At 39.4% G+C, this 19,275-nt stretch carries 13 protein-coding genes; 6 read left to right on the top strand and 7 right to left on the bottom strand.

Annotation, left to right across the window (positions count from 1 at the left end; translation table 11 throughout):
• Positions 1-1,200: a bifunctional 3,4-dihydroxy-2-butanone-4-phosphate synthase/GTP cyclohydrolase II gene (locus WG954_RS15720; RefSeq protein WP_340437645.1), complete on the bottom strand. Its 1,200-nt coding sequence runs from the start codon at positions 1,198-1,200 to the stop codon at positions 1-3.
• 191 nt (positions 1,201-1,391) lie between these two features.
• On the opposite strand from WG954_RS15720, the gene WG954_RS15715 reads away from it, so the two are divergent.
• Positions 1,392-4,697, top strand: coding sequence for a TonB-dependent receptor (locus tag WG954_RS15715; protein ID WP_340437644.1), 3,306 nt, complete (start codon positions 1,392-1,394; stop codon positions 4,695-4,697).
• Between the two features lie 90 nt (positions 4,698-4,787).
• On the opposite strand, the gene WG954_RS15710 is transcribed toward WG954_RS15715, so the two are convergent.
• Positions 4,788-5,594 carry an alpha/beta hydrolase gene (locus tag WG954_RS15710; RefSeq protein ID WP_340437643.1) on the bottom strand — a complete coding sequence of 269 codons (807 nt, stop codon included), beginning with the start codon at positions 5,592-5,594 and terminating at the stop codon, positions 4,788-4,790.
• A gap of 148 nt (positions 5,595-5,742) precedes the next feature.
• Here WG954_RS15710 and WG954_RS15705 point away from each other — a divergent pair, with 148 nt between their 5' ends.
• Genes WG954_RS15705 through WG954_RS15695 form a run of 3 tightly spaced genes read left to right on the top strand, consistent with a single transcriptional unit; the run spans position 5,743 to position 8,276 of the window.
• Positions 5,743-6,696 carry an ATP-grasp domain-containing protein gene (locus tag WG954_RS15705; protein ID WP_340437642.1) on the top strand — a complete coding sequence of 318 codons (954 nt, stop codon included), beginning with the start codon at positions 5,743-5,745 and terminating at the stop codon, positions 6,694-6,696.
• A gap of 14 nt (positions 6,697-6,710) precedes the next feature.
• Positions 6,711-7,823 (top strand): carboxylate-amine ligase, encoded by a 1,113-nt coding sequence (locus tag WG954_RS15700; protein ID WP_340437641.1) that lies wholly within the window; start codon positions 6,711-6,713, stop codon positions 7,821-7,823.
• Positions 7,824-7,874: 51 nt separating this feature from the next.
• Positions 7,875-8,276: a hypothetical protein gene (locus tag WG954_RS15695; protein ID WP_340437639.1), complete on the top strand. Its 402-nt coding sequence runs from the start codon at positions 7,875-7,877 to the stop codon at positions 8,274-8,276.
• A gap of 13 nt (positions 8,277-8,289) precedes the next feature.
• On the opposite strand, the gene WG954_RS15690 is transcribed toward WG954_RS15695, so the two are convergent.
• From WG954_RS15690 to glgB, 4 genes are all read right to left on the bottom strand, one after another.
• Positions 8,290-9,483, bottom strand: a complete 1,194-nt coding sequence (locus WG954_RS15690) for a hypothetical protein (RefSeq protein WP_340437638.1) — start codon at positions 9,481-9,483, stop codon at positions 8,290-8,292.
• A 53-nt stretch (positions 9,484-9,536) separates the two neighbouring features.
• Positions 9,537-10,379, bottom strand: coding sequence for a type 1 glutamine amidotransferase (locus tag WG954_RS15685; RefSeq protein ID WP_340437637.1), 843 nt, complete (start codon positions 10,377-10,379; stop codon positions 9,537-9,539).
• 120 nt (positions 10,380-10,499) lie between these two features.
• A complete protein-coding gene (locus tag WG954_RS15680; RefSeq protein WP_340437636.1) occupies positions 10,500-11,531 on the bottom strand; it encodes a tetratricopeptide repeat protein in 1,032 nt (343 codons plus the stop codon).
• Positions 11,532-11,634: 103 nt separating this feature from the next.
• The gene (gene glgB / locus WG954_RS15675; protein WP_340437635.1) at positions 11,635-13,584 is read right to left on the bottom strand and encodes a 1,4-alpha-glucan branching protein GlgB; all 1,950 of its coding nucleotides are present in this window, start codon (positions 13,582-13,584) and stop codon (positions 11,635-11,637) included.
• Between the two features lie 182 nt (positions 13,585-13,766).
• On the opposite strand from glgB, the gene WG954_RS15670 reads away from it, so the two are divergent.
• Both WG954_RS15670 and WG954_RS15665 read left to right on the top strand, forming a co-directional pair.
• Positions 13,767-16,544, top strand: coding sequence for an outer membrane beta-barrel protein (locus WG954_RS15670; protein WP_340437634.1), 2,778 nt, complete (start codon positions 13,767-13,769; stop codon positions 16,542-16,544).
• A 26-nt stretch (positions 16,545-16,570) separates the two neighbouring features.
• Complete coding sequence (locus tag WG954_RS15665) at positions 16,571-17,314, top strand: GLPGLI family protein (RefSeq protein WP_340437632.1); 744 nt, start codon at positions 16,571-16,573, stop codon at positions 17,312-17,314.
• A gap of 81 nt (positions 17,315-17,395) precedes the next feature.
• Here the strand turns inward: WG954_RS15665 and WG954_RS15660 are convergent, their stop codons facing one another.
• Entirely contained in the window at positions 17,396-19,252 is a 1,857-nt protein-coding gene (locus tag WG954_RS15660) for a glycoside hydrolase family 13 protein (RefSeq protein ID WP_340437631.1), read from the bottom strand.
• Between the last annotated feature and the right edge of the window lie 23 nt (positions 19,253-19,275).

Genomic DNA, 19,275 nt, shown 5'->3' with positions numbered 1-19,275 from the left:
TTACTTCAAAATTTCATGACCTAATTTATCACGCTTTGTTTCGAGATATTTTTGATTGTATTCGTTTGGAGCGATCCTGACAGGAACTGTTTCCACGATCTCTAAACCATAACCTAGTAATCCAGCTCTCTTTTTGGGATTGTTACTGATGAGTTTCAGTTTAGAAACATTTAGTGTGCGAAGTATTTGTGCACCTACACCATAATCTCTTGCATCCATTGGCAAACCCAAATGAAGATTTGCTTCTACTGTATCTAAACCTTCTTCCTGTAGTTTATAAGCTTTCAGTTTATTGAACAGTCCAATACCTCTTCCCTCCTGGTTCATATACAACACTACACCCTTCCCTTCTTTTTCTACCATTTGCATAGCACAATGTAATTGATCACCACAATCGCAACGAAGCGAACCAAGAATATCACCCGTAAAACAAGATGAATGTACACGCACCAACACTGGTTCATCATTTTCCCATGTTCCTTTTATTAAGGCAAGATGTTCCTGTGCCGTTTCTTTTTCACGGAAAGCGATCAGTTGAAAATGACCATAAGCTGTCGGCATTTCGACACGAACGATCTCTTCAATGAGTGAATCGATCTTCAGCCGGTATTCAATAAGATCTTTTATGGATATGATCTTTACATCAAACTTCTCCGCAATGATCTCCAATTGAGGAAGACGGGCCATGCTGCCATCCTCGTTCATAATTTCCACCAACACGCCGGCGGGTTCGAGTCCTGCCAAACGGGCCAAATCAATGGTAGCTTCTGTGTGTCCGCTGCGGCGAAGTACACCTCCTGGTTTTGCACGAAGAGGGAATATATGTCCGGGACGGGCAAGATCTTCCGGTTTTGTATCCTTATTTATCAGTGCCTGGATAGTTTTAGCTCTGTCCTGTGCAGAAATACCGGTTCCGGTGCCGGGACCGGTAAGATCGACCGAAATTGTAAAAGCAGTTTCGTGGAGAGATGTATTTGATGAAACCATCGGTTCCAGTTTCAACTCATTACAGCGCTCATCTGTAATAGCAGCGCAAATGAGACCACGTCCTTCTTTGCTCATAAAATTGATCACTTCAGGCGTAACATGGCGGGCTGCAATAATGAAATCTCCCTCATTTTCACGATCCTCGTCATCCACCACAATCACCATTTTACCATTACGGATATCCTCGATCGCACTTTCGATAGTATGAAGCATAATTAGATTTAAGGCCGCAAAGTTAGTTGAAAACAGCAGGCTTTCCACAAATCATCCCCAACTGTTGAATCATAAAATTTCCCTTTGCAGCATGATGCAGGAAGGCATTGTCTTTCTTTACGAAATGTTAATATTTGTTTGCTTTCCATAGGTAAGATTGTTGTTTATTTGCACACGTAAAACTATAAAGTATGCTAAAAATCAGAAAACTACTGCTGGCGGTATTAGCAATGTTCTTCACACTTGCTGTTGCGGCACAGGTAACTACGAGTAACTTAGCCGGGGTTGTCCAATCAGACAAAAAGGAACCTTTGGTTGGCGCAACTGTGGTTGCAAAACATCAACCCACCGGTTCTGTTTACCAAACTACCACGATTTCCCGTGGGGCTTTCACATTGTCAAATATTGCTCCGGGCGGCCCCTACACTGTCGAGGTAACCTATGCTGGTTTACAGGCACAAAAACAGGAAGATATTTTCCTAAATCTTGGAGAAACCTTCCGCTTAGAATTTCTTCTTGCACCAGCTAATGTAACTCTCCAGGAAATAGTAGTTACAGGAAGCCGTACAAGGTCAGGCGCTAAAGGCGGCATGGAAACAAATATTGGCAGAGATCGATTAGCCAATCTTCCAACTGTTGGACGTCAGTTAACTGATTTTGTTCGTTTAACCCCGCAAGCCCGTGTTACATATGGTGGCGGCATTTCAATTGCCGGCCAAAATAATCGCTACAATCAATTGATGATTGATGGAGCGGTGAATAACGATGTATTTGGCATAAGTGAAACAGGTTCAAATGGAGGACAAACCGGCTCACCACCCATAAGTATTGATGCAATTGATGCCTTCCAGGTTGGCGTTTCACCTTACGACGTATCATTAGGTAACTTTACGGGAGGTTCAATCAATGCAACTACAAAAAGTGGTACAAATAAATTAACGGGGTCTGCTTACTATATTTTCAGAAATCAATCACTTGCTGGAAAAACTCCAACAGGACTAAAAAATGCAGCAACAGGAGTTCCCGACTTTACTGCACAAACATTTGGTATCACTTTGGGTGGTCCGATCATTAAAAATAAAGCGTTTTTCTTCCTTAGTTTTGAAAGACAGGATGATGAAAGACCGCAGCCTTTTGACGCATCAACTTTCCGGGTTTCTACTTTTAGAGATACAGTTGCACGAATTGTAGACAAGTTGAAGACATTCAGTTATGATCCAGGTGCATGGGAAAATATTCCTGATTTAGTTGTAAGTAATAAACTTGCTTCCAAATTCACCTTTAATTTAAACAACAAACATAAGTTGAATGTATCTTACCGTTATACTGGTTCAGAACGTTCTCTTACATCAGCAAGTACAAGCACACAGATACGTTTCTTTAACGGTGGTTACCTTTTCCCAAGTACTACTCATTCTGCTTCTGCAGAATTGCTTTCAAACTTTACAAATAATATTTCAAATAAAGCATTGCTTACATTCACTAATGTGCTTGATGACAGGGATGCATTGGGTGCAGATTTCCCACGTGTATTATTGAATTCGGCTAACGGATCAAGCTATACGTTTGGTACTGAAGAGTTCTCTACAGGTAACCAGCTTAAGCAAAACAATATTGCTTTCTTTGATGAATTCAAAGTAAGATTAGGTAAAGGTCATGAGTTAAAGGCCGGAGTAGATCTGGAGTTTAGTAATTCCTATAATTTGTTCGTTCGTCAGAACTACGGCTCATATACTTACAACAGTGTACAGGCTTGGTTAGATGATTTACGCCCTGCAACTTATAACCGTTCCTTTTCTTTAGTTGATGATAAAGTTGGCGACGGTAGTGCAGCCGGTACTGAGTTCAATACATTACGTATGGGCTTCTTTGTAGCTGATCAATGGGATATCACAAACGATTTCCAATTGAATTATGGTGTGCGTGTTGATAATTTTGAATTCCTTACCATACCTAACGAAGATACATTTTTCAACAAATATGCGGTACCACAGATCAGTCTTTATCATGATTTGCTTGGAGCAAGATCAGGCATTCGCCCAAATGCACAAGTAAGTTTATCACCTAGGATTGGATTTACATATAACATCCGTGAACAAAAATTACGTATTAAAGGTGGTATTGGTATGTTTACCGGCCGTATTCCTTTAGTTTGGCCTGGCGGCGCCTATAATAATACAGGTGTTAACGTCGGTGGTATTGGTTTGAACTCATCACAAATTAATGCGTTACCAAGTTTTACTTTCCGAGCCGATCCATTTAATCAATACAAGCCTCAGGATGTTGGTCTCACATTCAGACCTCCAAGTGGCCAAATCGATTTGATTGCCCCTGATTTTAAATTACCAAAAGTGTTGAAAGCATCTTTAGGTATTGAAAAAGATCTTGGTAACAGATGGAATTTTTCTGCCGATATCTTATATCAAAAGAACATCAACGAGGTTGATTACAAGAACGTTTTTGCATACAAAGGTTTAACTAACATTTTGGGACAAACCACCTATCTCTCAAACAGCACAACTTATAACCGTATTGATATGAACGGTACAGTTGCAGGCAGCCAAAATCCTTACTCGGAAGGTATCTTCATCATTACAAATGCTAAAGGACAGAAAGGTTTCTCTTACAACTTGTCTGTAGCAATTGATAAAGCCTTCTCTAAAGGCTGGGCGCTTAATGCCAATTATTCTTATGGTGATTCATACAGCGTGTTTGATGGCACTAGCAGTCAGAACAACAGTAACTGGCGTTTCATGGAAACTTCAACAGGCAGAAGTGATCTTCAATTAAGCAGAAGTGATTTTGCTCAATTGCACAGAATCAACTTATATGTTTCTAAGAAGTTCTCTTACTTAGAAGATAAACTGGCTACAACTGTTACAGCGTTCTACAATGGACAATCAGGTACTCCTTATTCATATGTTTACACACGTAGTTTGATTTATGACAGAAATGGTGTAAACAATGAAACCAACGATCTGATTTATGTACCGAGAGACCTGGCAGATTGGAGCCGCATGGCAGTCCCTTATACTTCAGGGTCTACTACTTATTCAGTAGCTGATCAGTGGACCGCTTTAGATGCTTATATCAGTAATGATAAATATCTGAATTCAAGAAGAGGCCAATTTGCAGAAAGAAATGGTGCAGTTTTACCATTCAGTCACATTGTTGATGCAAGAATTCAACAGGATTTTGTATTGAAAACAGGCAACATCAGCAACAAGCTTTCTGTTATTCTCGATGTTTTCAACTTCACAAACCTTCTCAACAGAAACTGGGGACGCATTTACCGTACCCCAGGTGTTGATCAATATCAGTTAATCAATATTGAAAGTACAAACTATAGCACTACTTTAGTTAATGGTCAATTGAAGCCTAATATGACATACAGAAATACCGGAAACAGAACTGCAGCCGATATTCTGGATCTTCAGGCAGGTGCTTACAACTCTTCACGTTGGAGAGGTCAGGCAACTATCCGTTATACATTCTGATAAATCAGAACACATAAAAAAGTCCCGAATTATTTCGGGACTTTTTTATGTAATTACGTTAAGCGATTAGTAAAGCACTACAGCAAAACATTAAACATCATTTCCCCAACCCCACTCCAAAAATTTTGGAAATGCCTTTGCCCAGGTTGGTACATCGTGTTTACCATCTATCATTTCAAGATAACGGATGGCTTCGTCACTATAGCCCTTCTTTTTTAATGCAGCGATCAGGTCAAGTACATCATCAATTGAATCGATAATGCCATTATTGTTACGATCCAGTTTTTCATCAAGCAATCCGGTTTGGAAAAAAAACTTTAACCAGGGAGCAGCAACACCCTCTCTCACCTGGTTGTGCATGATGCGATCAGCCTCATCAGTATACCCATCTTCATATGCTTTTTGCCGCCACCAGAACGAACCTGAAAAAACACCCACTTTACTAAACTCGTGCGGATGATTCCATACAATATCCATTGCCATTAAGCCTCCCAAGGAAAAACCGGCAAACGATTTCTCTTTAAACTGTGGCACATGATACTGGCTACGTAAGAACGGAAGTAACTCATCAAAAATAAAATTGGTATACGCTCCTGCCTTTGCTCCCCTGCCAAGATAATCGGCCTGGCTGGCTATACCGTATTCCATTTTACGATCGGCACCGCAATGAATACCCACACAAAAAAGTGGTTTAATTTTTTGTTGTCCGTACAATTCATCCAGCATTTCATTGAAAGGCATTTTTGGAAGATCCTGTCCATCATTAATAAGCAATAAACTCATCTCGGAAGGATCGTGTACAGATGTAGGTAGATACATATCAATTTTCATATCCCGTTCAAGCAACTCCGACTTCAACAGCACCGATTCAAATACCATGTGCTTCAATTTCTCCATAAGCATATTTTCAAAAATAAGGAAATGCAGGTAAAATTATTTTACGGTGCAAGTTAATGTTAGCGAATTGTGTACTATATTAAAGCAATAATTAACCGCAACATTGCCTGCAACTTCAACATCATTTTCAAGACCATAAACATTAAATATGAAAAAGATCGGTATTCTTCATGGCAAAGAACGCTCCTTTCCTACTGCTTTTGTTGAAAGGATCAACAGTAAAAATATTCCCGGCATTGTGGCCGAACCTGTGCTTATAGACAAAGTGGTGCAAGGCGTAAACAACGGGTATGCTGTGATCATCGATCGTATTTCGCAGGATGTACCGCATTACCGTGCATATCTAAAAAACGAAGCCATTACCGGAACTGCTGTGATCAACAATCCGTTTTGGTGGAGTGCTGATGATAAGTTTTTTAATAACTGTCTCGCAACAAAGATCGATGTACCTGTTCCCAAAACTGTGATCCTTCCTTCAAAAGAACGACCCGATGATACAAGCGACGAATCGTTCAGCAACCTTGCTTATCCAATGGATTGGGAAGGCATGTTCAATTATATTGGTTTTCCTGCTTACATGAAACCATTTGCCGGTGGTGGATGGAAAAATGTTTATAAGCTGCGTAATGCGGAAGAGTTTTTTGAAAAGCATGCAGAAACAAATCAGTTGGTGATGTTGTTGCAGGAAGAAATTGTGTTTGAAGAATACTATCGTTGTTATTGCATTGGACGTAAGCATGTGCGTATTATGAGTTATGAACCACGCAACCCACATCATTTACGTTACGTTGCCGATTTTCAACCATCCGCAGAGAAGTTAAACATGATGACAGATATTGTACTCCGTATCAACAATTATCTTGGTTACGATTTTAATACAGTTGAATTGGCATTAAGAGATGGTGTTCCTTATGCCATTGATTTTTGCAACCCTGCCCCTGATGCCGATCTTGCAAGTGTAGGCCAGGAAAATTTTGATTGGGTAGTTGAAGCATCTGCCAGCTATGCAATTGAAAGGGCTCTTGAACAGAAAGATGGTGCTGATAATTTAACCTGGGGAGAATATGTAAAACGTGGTGCGAATAAACAACCGCTTTATTAATTTGATTAACGACAATGGGTAACATTAATTTCAAACAATTCACATTAGGTGTTGAAGAAGAATACATGGTGTATGATCCCACAACAAGGGAATTAAAAAGCCATGAACAGAAAATTGTAAGCGAAGGCCAAAAAGTAATTAAAGACAAAGTGAAAGCTGAGATGCACCAGGCCGTGGTGGAAGTTGGCACTGATATTTGCCAGGACATTGATGAAGCTATTACTGATGTTTCATTACTGCGTAAAACCATCAGCGGTATTGCAGGCAATCTTGGTTTAGCGGTAGGCGCAAGTGGAACACACCCCTTCAGCCATTGGCAGGATCAGTTAATTACAGATCATGTACGATATAATCAAATTGTAAATGAACTGCAGGAAGCTGCACGGAGTAACCTCATTTTTGGTTTGCATGTACACGTTGGAATGGAGAACAGGAAGATGGCTATTCACCTAGCCAACTCTGCCCGTTATTTTTTACCGCATGTGTATGCACTCAGCACCAACTCTCCTTTTTGGGAAGGACGGATGACTGGGTATAAATCATTCCGTACAAAAGTGTTTGACAAGTTCCCTCGTACAGGTATTCCTGAATCATTCGACAGTATTGAGGCGTATGAGAATTATGTTTCATTGTTGATAAAAACCAACTGCATTGACAATGCAAAAAAAATATGGTGGGATTTGCGTGTGCATCCTTTCTTCAACACTATTGAGTTTCGAATTTGCGATGTACCTATGACTGTTGCGGAAACCATCGCTATCACCGCATTGTTTCAGGCAATTACTGCCAAGCTTTACAAACTCCGTAATAAAAATCTGAATTTCATACAATATCAACGGGCACTGATCAATGAAAATAAATGGCGGGCCAGCCGCTACGGAATTGATGGCTACCTGATCGATTTTGGTAAGGAAGAAGAAACAAACACACGTGCACTTATCTATGAATTACTCGACTTTGTTGATGATGTTGTTGATGAGTTAGGTTGCCGACATGCCATTAATTATATTCCTGAAATATTGAATAAAGGCACCGGTGCCGACAGACAATTGAAAATATATGAGGAAACAAAAAGTCTTCCAGCTGTTGTAGATTATATTGGTGGAGAGTTTTTGAGTGGTACTTAATTTATATATGCAACGAAAATTTCGTTGGAGTTGTCAACCACATAAAACAAGATGAAAAGAATTCTCATTTTATTTCTACTTGCAATTGCATTCGTATCATGTAAAAAGGATTCAGCAACCTCTAAAATCGAATCTCAATTAATTGGCGAATGGGAGCTTGAAGCAATGAGTAATATGAACGGTTCTACTCTTTTCGCACCCGGCAACGGAAATATTTTGTTATTTGAAAAAGGTAATGTCCATAAGCGTAAAAAGAATAATATGATAATTTTCGAGGGTAACTTTTCAATTCAAATTAAAAATGATTGCCTCAATACTGGCAGAAATACTTTTCTCTCTACAACTGATCCTAACCCGATCGATATGTACATCTCTATAGAAGAAGGCACACTTCACTTAAGCACACCTAATTGCTACACAGATGGGGGCTATTTAAAATACCGAAAGCTGTAACACAAACACCGTTTTATTTTTCCATGAACGCCACACTTCCTCCTACCCAGGTTTTATCCTTGTTGTAGCGCACTCCAATCATCTTTCCCTTGCTCAAGCGTGCCAGGTTAATGGCTGCATGAGGACGTTCATCACCATCTGGCCAAACATACATCATGCGTATCTCAACCTTTGCATGATCATCAGGTGTTTCAACTACATCAGCATACTTTACTTTGCGTTGAAGAATAAAATTCTCAGGGTCTTTAATTGCATCAATATCGTTCTGTGTAACATCAATGATCACTCCTTGTCCCGCAAAAGAAAACAAAGGCTTCAGTACATAATTAGAAAGATCAGCAGGTAATTGTTTGATCTCATTCAGGAAAAATGTTTCAGGTACATAAGGATGATCAATAAACGGAAGTGTAAACTTGCTGATGCGATAGAACCAGTTGGGATGAGGCACCCACTCTACATCAAGATCCTGAGTTATATCAACCACATTGCCCAGCTTTTCTTTGTTTGCTTTAAGATCATCAAAGATGATGCGGTTATAAATACGTTTGATCTCTGTTTTTACACCGTTTTTCAAATAGTAAAGTTTTCTTCCTTCCTGAATAAGTTTGGTTAAACAAACTACTTCAATACCTGTGTAATCTTTTGTGCAGGAAAAATCGATACGTGTTTTTTGTTCTTCAGGTTTTATTTCAAGGAGTATTACATTTTCTGTTGGCAAATTTCCAATGAGTAATTTGCGTAACATCTCAATGTAAGTTTCTTTTGTATAACCATTCAGGTATTGACTGTAGTTTGATGGAATTGGAAAATGCCGTTCAACCACTTCAGGATAATATACCTGGAAACCAAATAAAGTTGGGAAGCCCTGCATCTCGATCAATTGTGGTTCCAGTTCTCCTTTTTCATTCATACACACACCAAAATCGAAAGCGATCATGTGCGACTGCTTATTTTCACTAGGCACTTTTTCGCCTGCAGGAATTGCACGCTCCGTCATCGCTAAAAACTTTTCACTACAAATAACATCAACTATGCTTTCACATGCGTCAATCATTTTTTGTTTGAAAGCTTTATCAACAAATACAGGGGTTTCGCTTACACGGAACTCAATATCTCCCGGATGTTTGCTATGAAGATCTTTTAAGAATGCTTCATATTTTTCAATAGTAAAACTGCCGTTAAACGCCTTTCGGATTGAAGGAATCATAGAAGATATTTTGTCTTCTAAAAGTATCAGATTTTATTTACTTGAGAAAGACTTTATGCTTCAACGGTATCCATCGAAAAAACTGCATGATGCAGGAAGTTGGGCAATATGTGAGAGTAAGTCAACAAAATTTTATCAGGATCTTCCAGGTGTTCGATCATACTCTTCCATTTTTCAAACCCATGGTTATCGATCACCGTTTTCTTTTTATCTTCTTTTTGCAGGTACATACTCATACCAATAGCATCAGCTTCGGGATGAAATTGTGTACCGATCATGTATTGGTTGAAACGCACACCCATAATTGCACGTTCAAACGGAACATGTGGTCGTTCCTTTTCAATGCAGAGCAGTGTAGCTCCTATTTCACGAAGATGTTTATGATCGGGTTGTATCACCTGGTAATCCCGACTATCAACGGCATAGAATGGATCTTTCAATCCGCCAAATACCACTTCATCGGAAGCATTACCAATAAAATGAACAGGGAACACACCAAACGCAGTCGACTTGCGTACACAAACATTACCAACATTAAAATACCTGCAGGCTAATTGAAAGGAATGGCAAATAAAAAACACCGGCTTCTTCTGTTCGTTCAAAGGATTGTCATTCCAAGCTTTTACATCGCCTACCCATTTGAAGAATGTACTCTCCCAATCAGTTCCTTCACTTTCCAAAGGACTGCCGGGGCCGCCCGATGAAATAAACACATCATAAGAAGATAAATCCGGTACGGCACATTTACCACGCACATCAAACTCATCCCAGGTAAGATCCAATACGTTTATATCGGCGAAGCTGTTGAGTATTTCACGTATACAGCGCATGCCCTGGTTGGCAACGCCATCATACATATCCAATATTGCAACACGCACCTGTTTTACTTCTGCCATAAACGGCAAATTTATTGATTTTTTGATGTTTAAACTGTCGTTCATCTATCCACAAATGTGTAAAATGAAACGGGCCGCAAAAAATTGCAGCCCGTAACGTATAAGGAATCGCAAAAAATCTTACATGCCCATGTCCATTTTCTTCTGCTTTAAGCTGTTTAAAGATGGATCCATTTCAATGGCTTTATCGCAAAGCGCCATGCCTTTGTCTTTCTGACCCATTTTTTGATATGCCATTCCGATCATATATAAGGCTCTTGCATTTTTATTATCAGTTTGTAACACCATATCCCAATTGTCAATGGCATCTTTATAACGGCCACCTTTATAGAGAGACTCAGCCAATGCATAACGAACAGTTAAGCTATGAGGGCGTTTTTCCAATGACTTCTCCAGATTCTCGGTGGACTTAGCAAAGTTGCCAAGATTCATATAGCAATAAGCTAAGCTTTCAAAGAAATCAGCATTTTGTTGCCAGCCACGTTGTGCGGCAAGCTCAAATGTTGCAATGGCGTTCTTATCGTCAGGAATGGCGTAATACACCATTGCCATTTCATAGAGATAACGTGCATTCTTTTGATCGGCATTCGCTGCTTTCTGGTAATATGGAATTGCTTGCTTATAACGCTCCATTTCCAGATAGCTACGGCCAATTGTGTAAAACATTACTGCATTTGCTGTATCTGTTTCTGCAGCATGCAACAAACGGTTTATGGCTTGCGGATAATCTTCTAAATAATAATGACACATGCCTGAAATGTAGTGCATGGGTTTATCCTTATGCAGTTTCTCCCATTTAGAAGTAAATTCCAATGCATCTTTATGACGACCAAGATTGAAATACAAATTTGCTAATTGTTGAAAAGTTGCTTCGTTGTTTGGCTCTAACCTGTACCAACGGGTGTAAGCATCAACTGCCTGCCGGTAGTTCTTACTTTCAATACCATATTCACCCATTGCTTTCAGGGCTTCGATATTGGTGGTATCATACTTTACCGCTGTTTCAAAAAGATTAATTGCCAACTGGATACGACGCTCCTGTTTGGCAGTAATAGCCCTTTGTAAAACGGCGTTGGAACTGTCTCTGTTTTGTGCAAAAGCCCCCAGTGAGAAGAGGGAAATAGTAGCGGCGATGAACAACCGGGTTTTCATGGGATTTCTATTTTGGATATTGTGTAAAATTAGAGATTATAAATTTAGTTACAAGCGTAATTCTACTCGCATAAATCTTGCCATTTTTTACATTTTTAGGTGTTTACTTTAGCAAAATTGCACCCAAAGGAGGCAAATGTAGATTTAGTTCGTACCAGTCGGACTCGCCATCCACTACTCTTATGCCTATTTCAGGGTTAAACACATCACCTGTGCCCCAGTATTTACGATCATTACTATTGAATAATTCAGTCCAATTCTGTTTTCCTTGTACATGTAACTTCCAATCTCTCCGCACAACCGGAGTCATATTCAAAACCACCACAATATCGTCTTCAGGTTTTTTACCTTTTCGCTTGTAAACCATTACTGATTCTGCTCCTCGATTCAGATCAACCCATTCGAAACCGAATTTATTAAATTGATTCTCGTACAAGGCTGGTTCTGATTTGAGTAGACTGGCAAGGGTCTTTACACATTCCAGCACCCCATTGTGCGAATCGAACTGAAGCAGCTCCCACTGTAACTCGCTTTTGTAATTCCATTCACTCGTGGCTCCGAATTCATTACCCATGAACAAAAGTTTTCCGCCGGGATGGGTAAACATATAGCTGTACATCAGTCTCAGATTGGCAAATTTTTGCCATTCATCACCCGGCATTTTGTACAACATCGGACTCTTTCCATGCACCACTTCATCATGACTGAGAGGTAACATAAAATTTTCGTCATAATAATACATCATACTGAAAGTGAACTGATCTTGCTGAAACTGACGATACACCGGATCCTGCTTAAAGTACTTAAGTGTGTCGTGCATCCAACCCATCATCCATTTCATTCCAAAGCCAAGACCATCACCAAAAGTTGGCTTGCTCACACCAGGCCAGTCAGTGGCTTCTTCAGCAATTGTTTGTACGTCGGGGAAATCACGGAAGATGGTTTCGTTCAGATCTTTGATGAAAGCAATGGCTTCCAGGTTTCCGTCGCCGCCAAATTCATTTGGCTCCCACTGCCCTGCTGTGCGGGAATAATTCAGTTTCAACATGGACGATACAGCATCAACCCGAATGCCATCAATATGATATTTCCGGAACCAATGCATGGCACTGCTGATGAGGAATGATTTTACTTCACCACGTTTATAGTTGAAGATATAACTGTTCCAATCGGGATGATAGCCTTTCCGCATATCGGCATACTCGTAGGTATGTGTCCCATCGAACATAAAAAGTCCATGTGCATCGTAAGGGAAATGCGAAGGCACCCAATCAAGCACCACGCCAATACCTTCGTTATGAAAAGCCTCTACCAGTTTCATAAACTCTTGAGGAGTTCCATAGCGTGATGTTGGTGCAAAATAACCTGCACCTTGATAACCCCAGCTTCCATCAAACGGATGTTCCATAATCGGCATTAACTCCACATGTGTGAAGCCAAGCTCCTTTACATAGTTCACCAATTTATCACGGAAGAAATCATAGGTATGATAAACTTCTTCGTTGTTTTTATCAGGACGCATCCAGCTTGCAAGGTGCACTTCATACACACTCCACGGCGCATCAAGTTTGTTATGTTCTTTTCGTTTCTCCATCCATCCTACATCCTGCCATTCGTATTCAAGTTGCCATGTTCTTGATGCAGTATTTGGCCGCACTTCCCAATAATTTGCATAAGGATCACCCTTATCTAATTTCTGACCGGCATATCCATGTATATGATATTTGTAAGAAGAACCCTGAGGAAGATTTGGAATAAACCCTTCCCATATTCCAGAATTATCAAGACGAACGAATAATGGATGACTCTCTTTGTTCCACTCATTAAAATTTCCGAAGACTGAAACAAAAGTGGCGTTTGGTGCCCACACGGCAAAGTAATAACCCGTTGTTCCCAATACTTCCATTACATGCGAGCCAAATAATTCATCGCACCGATAGTTCGTTCCATTTTGAAAATTGGCAATATCATCTCCCTCAAAACGGGAGTAATTCCAGACGGGTTTTGTAGTATCAACGAAATGATAGTCCTCGTATTTTTTGGCAGTTCCCATTTGCTTAGTTTTTAGTTGAACGCAAACACTTATTTCGCTAATTGCACACTTATAAAAAAGTGCAATACCGTTTGTATGGAAATATAACACTTTAACATCTTTCATACATAATGTGCAACAAAAAGATTTTAATATAGCGCTCAATTATCAACCAAAACCTTCATCATCCCATAACCAACACCATGCGATCACCCAAACTCTTACTGTTTATCAGTATCTGCTTGTTCTGTTCTTTCCAGTCTTTTAGTCAGCAAAACAAAATCTCCGGTTACATAACCGATACCAGTTCAGGGAAGAAACTGAGTCAGGCCGTTGTGAGCCTGATAAGAACACAGGACTCAATTCTGTCAAAATTTACACGTACAAACGACGAAGGCTTTTTTGAAATTAAAAATATTCCACAAGGGAAGTATATTTTCATGATCAGCTACCCTGGATATGCTGAGTATGTTGACGAAATTGATATTAGTGGGGATGCTACGTTAAACAAGACAGTCACCATTATTCCCAGGAGTAAACTCTTGGAAGAAATTATTATTCAACAGAAAGTAAGTGCAATCCGTATAAAAGGTGACACTACCGAATACAAAGCAGACAGTTTCAAAGTTGATGCAAATGCCAACGTACAGGAATTATTGAAACGCTTACCTGGTTTACAAGTGAATTCCAAAGGAGAAATAACTGCACAAGGACAAAAAGTTGAAAAGATATTGGTTGATGGGGAAGAATTTTTCAGTGACGACCCTGCTGTGGTTACACAAAATCTTCGTGCAAACATTGTAGACAAGGTACAGGTGTTTGATAAGAAAAGTGAACAAGCTGAATTTACTGGTGTGGATGACGGACAAAAAACAAAAACCATCAATCTTGAATTGAAGGATGATAAGAAGAAAGGATATTTTGGAAAAATTGAACTGGGAAGCGATTTCGACAATTATCGAACCGGTAAAGCAATGATCAACTCTTTTAAGAAAAAACAAAAGATAGCTGCTTATGTTACGCACAACAACACCAGCTTTGAAGGTTTGAATTGGAATGAGCAACGCAACTTCGGAAGTTCTTCTAATGAAAACATGCAGATAATGGAAGATGGGGGCATTATGATGTGGAGTGATGGAGGTGATGATTTTGCAAATGGCCAGGGATTGCCTACAGCAACAACAGGTGGTTTATCTTACATAAATAAATGGAATAAAGACAAGAACAGCATAAACGGCAGTTACCAATTTAACGACCAAACGGTAACAGGTCGCAATGGAAGCATTACCCAAAGCATTTTAGAAAACAGCAGTTTCACCAACACAACATCTGAAATATTTAATACTTACCGACGCAGAAACAAACTGAATGCTTTGTACGACTGGACAATTGATTCAAGCAGCAGCATTAAACTAAAAGCAAATGGCTCGCTTGTAACGGGCCAACGAGAAAACCATTTCACCGGAAGTAGCACTGGCGATGATGGACAATTGATCAATGAGCAAACAAGAAGCACAGCAACTGATACGGAGAACCGTGATTTCACGTCTGAGTTAAGTTTCCGTAAGCGCTTGAAAAAAGCGGGTCGTACAATCAGCTATACAGGAAACTATAGTAACAATACCCGACTCGGCGATGGCTTTCTTTTTTCGAACAATAAATTTTATGACAACAATGGCCTGTTGGTTGATGAAGATGATGTAGATCAGAAAAAAACAAATAACGAACGCCAGCAAACGATACAGAATAGTATAATTTATACTGAGCCCATCAGCAAAACCTGGAACCTTGAATTGACTTACAAGAATAATTTCAGCCGCAATAACGCCGAGCGTAACACTTTTGAGCGCCCTACTACTAATGACAGTTATAAAGACATCGTCGATACACTTAGTAATCACTTCCTATTCCGCACAACCGATCATAATGGAGGTGTTTCGTTCAGATACAACGGTAAAAAAATTGTGGCCTCATTTGGTACAGCTGTTGGACGAACCAATTTCAATCTTGAAGAATTGAACAAAGGAGATGTGAGAACAATTGCATTTACAAATCTGTTACCAAGAGCAACCATCAGGTTCACGCCGAAAAAACAAAAGAGCTTTACATTATCGTATAACGGCAGTACGCAAAACCCAACGCTGCAACAGATCAACCCGATCATTGACAATATTGATCCGCTGAATATTACCGTGGGTAATCCCGACCTGAAGCAGGCGTTCCGGCATAATTTCTCCATTAACATGAATGATTACAAGATCATCAAAAGCAGGAATTTTTATCTGTCAGGAAATTTTTCATTTGTTAATAGAGCCATTACCAATTCAAATACACTTAACATTCTTACAGGCGAACGAACCAATAAAACCATCAACACAAACGGAAACTATAACGGCAATGTATGGACCATGTATGGGTTTGAAGTATTTAAGGGTGTAAACCTTCACTTTAATGCCAGTGGTAACGTGAGCAGATTTATAAATGAAGTAAATGGAATTCGTAACGTAAGTGACAATTATAGTGTTGGAGCAGGACTTGGTCTTGGTAAGTGGAGTGATAAGTGGCTTAATTTTAATGTGAATATTGAACCGAGGTATAACAATTCCCGATCTTCCATTAACAAAGGTGTTGTTACAAAATACTGGAGCTTAAATGCCTACCCTTATATCGAAACAAAATTCAAAAAGCAAAAGCTATACTTTAATCTCAATGGTGAGCTGAACGTTTATCAAAAAACATCAACTTTTGCTAATCAACGAAATGTGTTTCTACTAAACAGCTCCATCCGTCGTACGTTTAGTAAAACAGATGCTTTTGAAGTAAAACTTTCCGTGAACGATCTATTAAATCAAAACCTGGGAATAAGGCGTAACATAACCAGTAATATTATTTCAGAGAATACGTTCCAGAATATACGTCGCTTCTGGTTGCTTTCATTCACCTGGAACTTTACTAAAAACGGTAAACCTGCTGAATTTTAAATCTTCATCAACACAAGCAAATTATCATGAAACATATATTTATCAGTTTGTTTTTTCTCGCAACCGCAGCAATTGCGGTAGCACAGGTAAAATTCATCAACAGTGGACGTATTGAATTTGAAAAGCGAAGCAACCAGTTTTCGTATTACGATCAGGAAGAAGAAGAAAACACCTGGATCATAGAAATGAAAAAAGCATTCCCGAAAATGGTAAGCGAAACCTATGTTATGGAGTTCACAGAAGATAAAACAGTATACAAAATGCTGAAAGAAGATGCTGCAGGAAAATATGTTTGGGGACGGAAGCCAAGTGAGAGCGATGTAACTGTAAAAGATATACGCAACGGACAGATCGCTTTACAGAGAGATATTTTTGAACAAACATACCTTGTAAAAGATAGCTTGCAGCAATACAAATGGCGCATCACAAACGAAACAAGAACCATTGCTGGATTTGAATGCAGAAAAGCTGTTACTATTATTTGCGATTCAGTTTATATTGTTGCTTTTTATACCGATGAAATTACTGTAAGCAGTGGTCCGGAAAGTTTTGGCGGTTTGCCAGGTATGATCCTCGGCCTAGCAGTTCCTCGTCTACAAATGACCTGGTTTGCTACCAAAGTGGAATTAAAAGACCCAACACCAACTTCACTTACACCAAAGCAGAAAGGGAAGACAGTTACATGGAGCGTTTATCAAAAAGACCTTACAAAAGCAATGAGCGAATGGGGTAAATATGGTTCAAAAGTGATGTGGAATAGTTTGTTGTAAAAAAAATTAATAGCATTAACAAAAAGAGGTGATTGCCGTTGTAGCAATCACCTCTTTTTTTATTTACATGAATCATATTAATTATTTCAACTCCAATACCAAATTAGATACCGGCATTAACTGCAGGTTCTTTTCTAACCGGAACTCTACACCTGCAGCTACATCAACTGCTGTTTGAAAACCTTTGATCCGTTCCATGAAGCGATTAAGATCAATAGTTTTTGGTTCAGCATTAGTGTTCATAATGCACATCACGGTTTGCTTTGCATCATAACGGAAGTAAACATACACACCATCAATGGGCAGGAATTGCATCAACTTACCTGTTTTAATTGCAGATGAAGTTTTACGAAAATTTGCCAGTCGCTTTATATAGTTAAATATCCTGTTCTCCTTTTCTGTACGTCCTGCCGCTGTAAACTTGTTATCCTTATCTCCTTCCCAACCACCCGGAAAATCCTGGCGCACGTAACCATCGTTTGGCGATGTTAAACCGGTCATGAGTATTTCATTACCATAATACATTTGCGGAATACCACGGAACGTAAGCATCCATGAAAATGCCATTTTGTATTTCGAAGTATCTTCACCCACGACTGAATAAAAACGTGGCAGATCATGATTATCTAAAAAGATCACCTGGCGCATGGGATCTTTATAAAGAAAATCCTGCGCTGTTGTTGTGTAGAGTTTGTTTACACCTTCGGTCCAGCCGAATTTTTCATTGCATGCGGGCTGTATACCATAGAACAGTGTTTGAAAATCCGTTGTTGCCTGTAAATTGCTTTTGTACTTAGTGGTATAATTATTCTCACAAAAGAAACTTTGGTTAGGAACACCATGCACCCATGTTTCACCAAAGATGCTGATCTTGGGATATTCATCATACAATGCTTTATTACAACGGTTCATGAATGCAAGATCATTATAAGCATAGGTATCAATGCGCCAACCATCAATACCATATTCTTCAACTGTCCATATAGCATGCTGAATTAAAAAGTTTGCAACAAAGGGATTAGTTTGATCCCAATCGGGCATGGATGGCACAAACCATCCATCACTCATAATTCGTTTATCTTCTGTTGCTGCATAGGGATCAAATAACACCTGGTCTTTATAATTAGTTTGCGTAAACTTTGGCCAGCGATGAAACCACGTACTGTCTGGCTGATCTTTAAATAAGAAATGTTGTAAACCAATATGATTATACACGGCATCCTGAATCACTTTCAATCCCTTTGCATGCGCAGCTTTAATAAGTTGCTTGTATGCTTCATCGCCACCTAAACGACGATCAACACGATAATGATTGGTAAATGCATAACCATGCTCGGTACGTTCGTGCATATCATTTTCAATAATGGGATTTAACCACAAGGCAGTTACGCCAAGATCACTTAGGTAATCGAGTTTATTTTCAATGCCCTTCAGATCACCGCCATGACGATTGAAAACTGTATCACGACGAAGTGTTTGATCGAGCATACCCGGCACACGATCATTTGAAGGATCGCCATTACTGAAACGATCGGGCATGATGAGATACATCAGATCAGAAGAAGTAGCACCATTGGCAAACACTGTTCCCCTACCTGACCTTCTTGCCTGCAATGAGAATTCAAAATTCACAGCTTTACCATCTGCTGATTTTGAACGTATACCAACAGTTCCGGGTTTTGCAGTGGGCGCTATGGTAACATCCAATATAACATAATTCTTACTCTGAAATTTATTCACCTTTGTTAACGTAACACCCGGGTAATTGATAGAAAAGCCTGCCTGTTTTCCAACATCAATACCATTTATCATCACCTGAAGTTTGTTATACTTCATACCAACCCACCAATTAGCCGGATAAAGATTGTATATGTTTTGTGCAAACGAAAAAGTTACTGCAAGGAGCAGTAACTTGAAGGTTATAATTATTTTTTTCATATTATAAATTTTTCAGCAAGAAT

This window comes from Lacibacter sp. H375, from assembly GCF_037892425.1.
Classification (GTDB): Bacteria; Bacteroidota; Bacteroidia; order Chitinophagales; family Chitinophagaceae; genus Lacibacter.
This window is presented reverse-complemented; position numbering and strand designations above follow the sequence as displayed.